This is a genomic window from Ensifer aridi (genome assembly GCF_002078505.1).
Taxonomy (GTDB): domain Bacteria; phylum Pseudomonadota; class Alphaproteobacteria; order Rhizobiales; family Rhizobiaceae; genus Sinorhizobium; species Sinorhizobium aridi.
Genome location: NZ_LUAV01000022.1, coordinates 255,249 through 262,200 on the forward strand (window position 1 = coordinate 255,249; position 6,952 = coordinate 262,200).

Below are 6,952 nucleotides of genomic sequence, written 5' to 3' on the forward strand. Positions count from 1 at the left end.
GCGCGCCGACAAATTGCGGAGAAGATCGCGATTCCCGGCGGCGTTCCGCATCACCAGAGCACCGGGAACTCCTCGAACCCGCCGGTGATGATCTCCTTGCGCAACTTCAGTTCTTCGGGCGCCACGGCCAGGCGCAGCGCGGGAAAGCGCTGGAAGATCGAACCGAACACCACCTTGAGTTCCAGTCTGGCCAGCGCCATGCCGATGCAGTAGTGCGGCCCGTAGGAGAACGCCAGGTGCGGCTTTTCTTCGCGCCCGATGTCGAAGATTTCCGGGTCGTTGAAATGGCGCGGATCGAACGACGTCGCCGGCAGGCCGACCAGCACCTTGCTCTCCGCGGGAATATGCACGCCCGCGATGGTCACGTCGGTCCTCGGATAACGCATGATGCCGTCCCAGCCCGCGCCCGGCGGGTACATGCGCAGGATTTCCTCCACCGCCTTGTCCACCAGGGATGGATCGCCGACCAGCCGTTCGCGCTGTTGCGGATGGCGGAACATGGCCAGCAGGCCGAATTCGATCTGCGCGACGGTGCTCTCGTGCCCCGCCACCAGCATGCCTGCCGCCAGGCCGATCGCCTCTTCCTCCGTCGCTTTGCCCTGGTCGACCGCCGCGAGCAGATCCGTCAGCAGGTTGTCACCCGGATCCTGGCGCTTTTCCCGCATCTTGCCGCGAATGTAGGCGCGCAGTTCTTCCCAGGCCAGGTGCGACGCGCTGCGCGGGCCGCTTTCATGCTGGTGCGTCATCACCTCGTCGGAGAGCCCGGCGAAAAAGGCGTGATCCTCGTAGAGCACGCCCATCAGCGCGCTGATGACCATGGCCGGAAGCGGAAAGAAGAGGTGGCGCCGCAGGTCGGCGGGCTGGGGCTGGGCCGCCAGCGTCTCGAACAACTGCGCGGCAATCGCCTCGACTTGCTGCGCGAGCAGCTTCACCCTGCGGTCGCTGAAGGCCGGCGCCACGATCGTACGTAACCGGGCATGCTCGTCCCCCTCGTGCGAGACCAGCCACCCCGGCGAACCGAGAATCACACAATCAGGGGTGAATGCCGCCGGCGGCATTCCCGCGGGTCGGAACGCCGCGTCGGACAGCACCGCCTTGGCCTCGTCGTAGCCTGTCACCCACCAGCCTTCGTGCCCGGACGGGAAGCGCACGCGGTGGATCGGACCGTTGGCGCGTAGAGCCAACATCTCGGGCGAAGGCTCCATGTGATCGACGCGCCACATCGGCAGCGTCGGCAAGGGTTGTTCGGACATGGTGGCACTCCACTCTCTAAGCGATCGAAGGGCATGCCGGCGTGTGCCGCCGTAGAACTAGGGCAGCAAGAATCGTACCAACTGCGCAGGGAGCGCCTCAGATAAACTGCTCTGCACATCCTTCAATGTCTTAACCGAGCGCGGCACGCCCGGGCCGAACATCACCATGTCGCGGACGCGACAAACCCGACAGTAGGTGGGGGTCCGGTTCCGGCTGAGGGCGAAATGACACTCTAAGCGTGGTGGGACGAAATCAGGGCGGTGGTTTGCGGAAATAGACAACTCGATCGGTTTCAATGGGAGCCCCAGTTTCCATGCGCCTGATGCGACCGTCTATTCCTGATTTCTGCGCCCGAGCAAAGCTCGTGAAAGTCTTCTTGGCCGGCGCCACGATCGTGCGTAACCCGGCATGCCCCTCTCGTGCGAGACCAGCCACCCCGGCGAAGCGAGCATCACCGAATCCGGGGTGAATGCCGCACTCTCTAAGCGATGGAAGGGCGGAAGGTGACCGGCAGGCGCTGCGGGCAGCGAATGACGTAAGACGGCATGTAGACGACGTCCTCCGCGGCGATGGTCAGCGCCAGATCCTCCAGCCGCCTGAACAGCGCGGGGAAAGCGCAGCGCAATTCCAGGCGCGCCAGCGCAGCGCCCATGCACAAATGCGGCCCCTCGCCGAACGACAGGTGCGGGTTGTGCCGCCGGGTGACATCGAACCTGTCGGCGCCGGGACCGAAGGCCTTTTCGTCCCGGTTCGCCGCATGGAACGCCATCAGGACGGCGTCGCCGCGGCGGACCATGCATCCGTCGATCTCCACGTCCTCGGTGGCATAGCGGAACGGCAGATTGGCCACTGAGCTGCCCCAGCGCAGGATCTCCTCGATCGCCTGTGACCACGCGACTTGGCCGCTGCGCACCAGGTGCAGTTGCTGCGGATGCGTCAGCAATGCCAGCACGCCATTGCCGATGACGCCGGTGGTGGTCACGAAGCCCGCAGAGAGCACCATGAACAGCATGTCGATGAGCTCGGTGTCGGAAACGAGCTCGCCGTTGTCGCGCGCGACGATCAGGGCCGAAGCCAGATCGTCGCCGAGCTGGCCCCGCTTGAGCGCGATCAGGCGACGGAAGAACTCCGGGATGCGCTGCCGCGTCTGTCGCACTTCTGCGGCTGTGGCGGAGGTGTTGGCCAGGCTGTAGGTGAGCGCGACGATCTCCTCGCGCTGTTCGTCCGGCAAACCGAACAGTTCGGCGATCACGTTGGTGGGCAGCGGAACGGCGAACTCGCACATCAGATCGGCACTGCCGCCGCGCTGCGCCATCTCGGCCAGGAGTCGATCGACCCATTGTTCGATCCGTGGCGCCAGCAAGGCGATACGACTGGGCGGGAAGCTCCTGGACAGCAGGCTGCGCAAGCGCCGGTGATCGGCGCCATGCGCCGTGACCATGTTGTCCACTTTGCACATCCCGATCAGCGGATGATCCTCGGGAATCTCGCCGTCCTGCAGCGCCCGCCACTGTCGCCAGTCCCTGTTGAAACGCTGGTCGGAAAGTATCCGCCTGAGCGTCTGGTGACCGCCTGCCGCCCAGGTCACCACATCGCCTGGCAGCGACACTCGCGCCATCCCCCCCTGCTGCAGAATCGCAGAAGACAGATTATCAAGGTGCGTGGGAGCGACCGACACACCGATCACATCGCGATTATCGTTTTCTACGCGCATGCCAACAACTCCTTAAAGGGGTCGGGTCCGGCTGAGGGCGAAATGACACTCTAAGCGTGGTGGGACGAAATCAGGCCAGTGGTTTGCGGAAATAGACAACTCGATCGGTTTCATGGAAGCCTCAGTTTCCATGCGCCTGATGCGACTGGCTATTCCTGATTTCTGCGTCCGAGCAAAGCTCGTGAAAGCCTTCTGCGACGAGGTCATTGGGATAAAGTGCCAAGGACATGACAGTAGCTGTCCGGTGTTTTTCGAATGGCGTCCGGCTTTTCACCTCGGAATCCAGACTGGCGGCGAGTCGGCAGCCAATCCACCAGGTTTTATTGCGGCAATAGCTGGGGAGCCGGAAAATCCAGCACATCGTTCGTATAGCTTTCGACCAACGCAGCAAAAGGCGTGCCATCTTGCAACTTCAGCACTGCATGATGCTCGAGAAGGAATGGCGGTGGGGTCAAAGACCCTAAGCTCGGCAGTGGTAATTCGGCTGACATGTCCCAGCCTTCGGGAAGAGGGGACCAAAGCAGTTTGGCCGTTAAGTTGGTTCGGGTGAAGTTCAAGGACCGAACGGCTCGACCAAACGAGATATCAGTCGTATTCAGCGCCTCGTTCATCTCGGCTGTCAGTCTTGCAGGCACATACCAGTTCTCTGCTTCCGACAGGATGCGATCACCGCATGCTAGGCGGACATGGCGATAGACGATCGGCTCGTTCGTCCCGACGTGCAGCAATTCACGAATATGAACGTTGGCTGGCTTGTCGTGTCCCTGTACACGTTTTGCTACGATCTTGGAGCCCGGTGGTGCAAGCTTATGCGCCGCACACCAGCGATCGAGCGTCAGCGTCGCACTGGCATTGCTGAGGAGATTCGCGTTCAGAGTCTGAAGAACCGCAAGGGCTTCTACTCGTGACAAGGGGGTTCTCGCCCACTGCTGCGGGGCGGGCAGATCATCCGCTGTCGAAGGCTGCACGCTCACGATGGCGGTTATGACAGTCAAGGTGATAATTCGAATTAATGTGGAAAATGAAAAGGCCATGGAAATGAAATCCTTTGCTGCAGACTTACGGATCTCGTGGCGTGATTTTTTGTGAACTTTTGCAGGCAAGCCAGGCGTTCGTCGCGGAAAGCAGTTTCGCCGGGAGCGTCATAAGCCGATAGACCGAAGGTCGTTCCCGGCTTCAGACCACCTCTAACAGCGCTCGCAAACGACATTCGCCCTATTGCCTTCGGTTGAAGTCAACTCTCTCTCTCTCTATCGGCGTTCGGAAGATTGCCAAAACGGTTTGTTTGGATGGCAATGATCCACTGCGTAGATAAATGCTTTTCAAGTCGGGTAAAGTTGACTGACGTCAGGTTCCGGCGAAACGGTGTCTCTCAACGGATGATTAGCCGGAAGAGATAAGCCCGACGGTTATCGAGAGTCCGTGCAAGGGGTCGTGACGCGGTAATGACGATTCCAGTTGCGTAAATGTATCCGGCCTCTCGCGAGTGAACTGCGGTTGCAGCCAAGCCATGATGATCGGCGCACGCCGTTCCCAACATCCCATAGACCGCCGCCGGCCGCGGCAGATTGCGATGAGCCATTTGCTTCCTCCATTGAATTCACCGCCTCATGATGAGCGAGGCGGAGGGCGGACCATCCCATCAATGGTAGGGCCTGCCGCCAAGCGTGAAGCCGTCGTGCATCTGAAGGCCGTCATGGGTCTCTCGGAGCGGCGGGCCTGCCAGATTATATCCGCTGACCGGAAGATGGTGCGCTATCGGTCACGCCGACCGTCGGAGCCCGAACTGCGAGAGAAGCTGCGCGATCTCGCCAACGAGCGACGGCGCTTCGGCTACGGGCGACTATTCGTGCTGCTCAGGCGGGAGGGAGAGCCGTCCGGGGTAAACCGCATCTATCAGTTGTATCGCGCCGATCCAGGGCGGCAATCCGGATGAGATCAGCGCGACAATCTGGATGGGATTCTGCGCCGCCGCTTCGCATTCAGGCTCCTGAGAGCAAAAATCGCTACCGGCAGATAAATCGGACGATCTGATAAGGTGCCAGGGACATGACAGCAGTTGCACACATTTGTCGGCGTTTTGACAATATGTCCGACATGAGACACCGCGCTATAAGAGTGATCCCGTTGTTTGGAAATGGTTTTCTGGTTGGCGCGGCAGTTGCTTCGGCAATGGGCGACAACCCTATCTCACGACTCAGCAGGAGTTCCTCCATGCAGCCATGCCAGCCACCGCCCGGAGATCACTGCCAAGCAAAGCCCGCCTCCGCTTGGACTTGGGAATGGCTATGTTTGTAACGGTAAACCCTGCCTGATGTGCGGCGTGCCAAAATCTTCCGGCGGCCGACGGCTGGCAACAAGCCGTCCGGTCGCCCCGCCCCCTGACACCGACTGGCGGTGCGAAATCGTTGAGTTGCGGGCGGTAGGCCGGCGTTTTCACCGCTCGCCTGGAAGTTTCCACCGGCTCAGCGGATCGTCGAGCGTCTCGACGCCGCGCTCCTGCCCGGTCCTGACATTTCGATCGCTTCCCAGCAAAGGACAACAACATGCTCCAAACATATGTGCAGTCGCCGAACGGTCTGGCGCGCGCTGCCGCCCGACAGCAGCGCGAAGCCGGTCCATCAACACCGGTGGCGCGGGCAGAGCGCAAGTCAGATGCCCCACAATCGGCTGAGGCGAGGAAGCTCAGGCCCAACACGGAGGCACTGGACGAACTATGCGGTCAGCTTACAAAGTGCGTCATTGTCGGATCCGTAATCACTTCCTGTTTTCTGATGGCCACCCCGTCATTCGCCGCCGCAGACGACGTTCTGTTTTCCTCAGACGATGGCAATCTCATCGTTTTCGGCGGAATTGGCCTTGCCAACATCAAGGCCCAGGAATTTGTCTATCGCGGTGCCGAGCAGTGCACAGACTTGGGTTGGGAGAGCAAGGGCCACAAGTGCAGCCAGCTGAACTGGGAAAGCAAGGGGGTGACCCTTTTCACCCTCGGTTTTGACGCGCAGATCGACGACGACTGGAGCTTGAAGGGCAGCGTCAACCTAGGCACCGGCGGCAACGGTCACCTGGTTGACTCCGACTGGCTGAGCCGTGGGCACGATGGCTGGAGCCAGCGCTCTATCCATCCCAATACCGAACTCGATCACTATGTCGACGGAGCGATCGAATTGGACCGGATCATTTACGGCAGTGAGACCAGCAGTTTCGCGGTCGGCGCCGGCTTCCGCTACACCGACGTCCAGTGGACGGCCTATGGTGGATCGGGCCTCTATTCGAGCAAGAATGGCTTCCGCGATCAACCCTGGGCATTGCCAGACTGGGTAAAAGGAATCAGCTTCCGACAAGAAATTCCGGTTGGCTTCCTCAGCCTGAGCGGCGAACATGTCCTGGGCGATCTTACGATCAGCGGCGGCATTCAGGGCGGCTTGGGCTTCGGCATAAAGGAGATCGACGATCACTGGTTGCGCGATCTGCGTTACCATAACGACATGGATCCGGCGCCGACTATCGGCGCTACCGTTGCGGTCAACTACGCGTTGACTCCAAGTGCTTCGCTCTATCTGTCCGGTTCGTTCGAGCGGGTGTTTCACAAACCCGGCGACATGCAAATCGACGACACCGCGGAGGGCACACGCTACCCCCCGAAAGAGGATGAGGCCGGTGCAAGCTTCGAGTCGATGTCGATCTCCTTCGGGCTCAAGGGCTCGTTTTGATTGACAAAGGCGTCAACACGAAGGCGAACGTCATTGGCAAGATGGAGTTCGATAACACCGGGCGCTCTTCTAAGGTTGATCCCTTGGCCAGCAACACAGATGTGGCCGAGCCGAACGCTCCACCGAGTGAACGACCGCAGGGCACGCGACCCGATTGTCACGGGAAGAGCCACACGTTGGAGAAGCAGAATGAGTGGAACTAGGCTGTTCTCTCCGTTCAAAATCGGATCCCTAGACGTCATGTTCCGTGGCGGAGATCGGTGGCCCGCCC

4 protein-coding genes and 1 pseudogene are annotated in these 6,952 nt (G+C 60.6%); 2 read left to right on the top strand and 3 right to left on the bottom strand.

What is annotated here, in order from left to right; genetic code table 11:
- Positions 1-50: 50 nt before the first annotated feature.
- The 3 genes from AYK65_RS20245 to AYK65_RS20255 form a co-directional block, all read right to left on the bottom strand.
- On the bottom strand, positions 51-1,253 hold the full coding sequence (locus AYK65_RS20245; protein WP_081160036.1) for a cytochrome P450: 1,203 nt from the start codon (positions 1,251-1,253) through the stop codon (positions 51-53).
- Between the two features lie 482 nt (positions 1,254-1,735).
- The gene (locus tag AYK65_RS20250) at positions 1,736-2,968 is read right to left on the bottom strand and encodes a cytochrome P450 family protein (RefSeq protein ID WP_081160039.1); all 1,233 of its coding nucleotides are present in this window, start codon (positions 2,966-2,968) and stop codon (positions 1,736-1,738) included.
- 320 nt (positions 2,969-3,288) lie between these two features.
- The gene (locus AYK65_RS20255) at positions 3,289-4,002 is read right to left on the bottom strand and encodes a DNA-binding transcriptional response regulator (protein ID WP_081160041.1); all 714 of its coding nucleotides are present in this window, start codon (positions 4,000-4,002) and stop codon (positions 3,289-3,291) included.
- A gap of 611 nt (positions 4,003-4,613) precedes the next feature.
- On the opposite strand from AYK65_RS20255, the pseudogene AYK65_RS20260 reads away from it, so the two are divergent.
- Positions 4,614-4,881, top strand: a pseudogene (locus AYK65_RS20260) (IS3 family transposase); the annotation flags it as partial.
- 633 nt (positions 4,882-5,514) lie between these two features.
- Positions 5,515-6,681: an omptin family outer membrane protease gene (locus tag AYK65_RS20265; RefSeq protein ID WP_244560035.1), complete on the top strand. Its 1,167-nt coding sequence runs from the start codon at positions 5,515-5,517 to the stop codon at positions 6,679-6,681.
- Positions 6,682-6,952 lie beyond the last annotated feature (271 nt).

Excerpts from the sequence above, each read along its gene's own strand:
- AYK65_RS20245 (WP_081160036.1), bottom strand. The coding sequence starts at position 1,253 with ATGTCCGAACAACCCTTGCCGACGCTGCCGATGTGGCGCGTCGATCAC.
- AYK65_RS20265 (WP_244560035.1), top strand. The coding sequence starts at position 5,515 with ATGCTCCAAACATATGTGCAGTCGCCGAACGGTCTGGCGCGCGCTGCC.
- AYK65_RS20255 (WP_081160041.1), bottom strand. The coding sequence starts at position 4,002 with ATGGCCTTTTCATTTTCCACATTAATTCGAATTATCACCTTGACTGTC.
- AYK65_RS20250 (WP_081160039.1), bottom strand. The coding sequence starts at position 2,968 with ATGCGCGTAGAAAACGATAATCGCGATGTGATCGGTGTGTCGGTCGCT.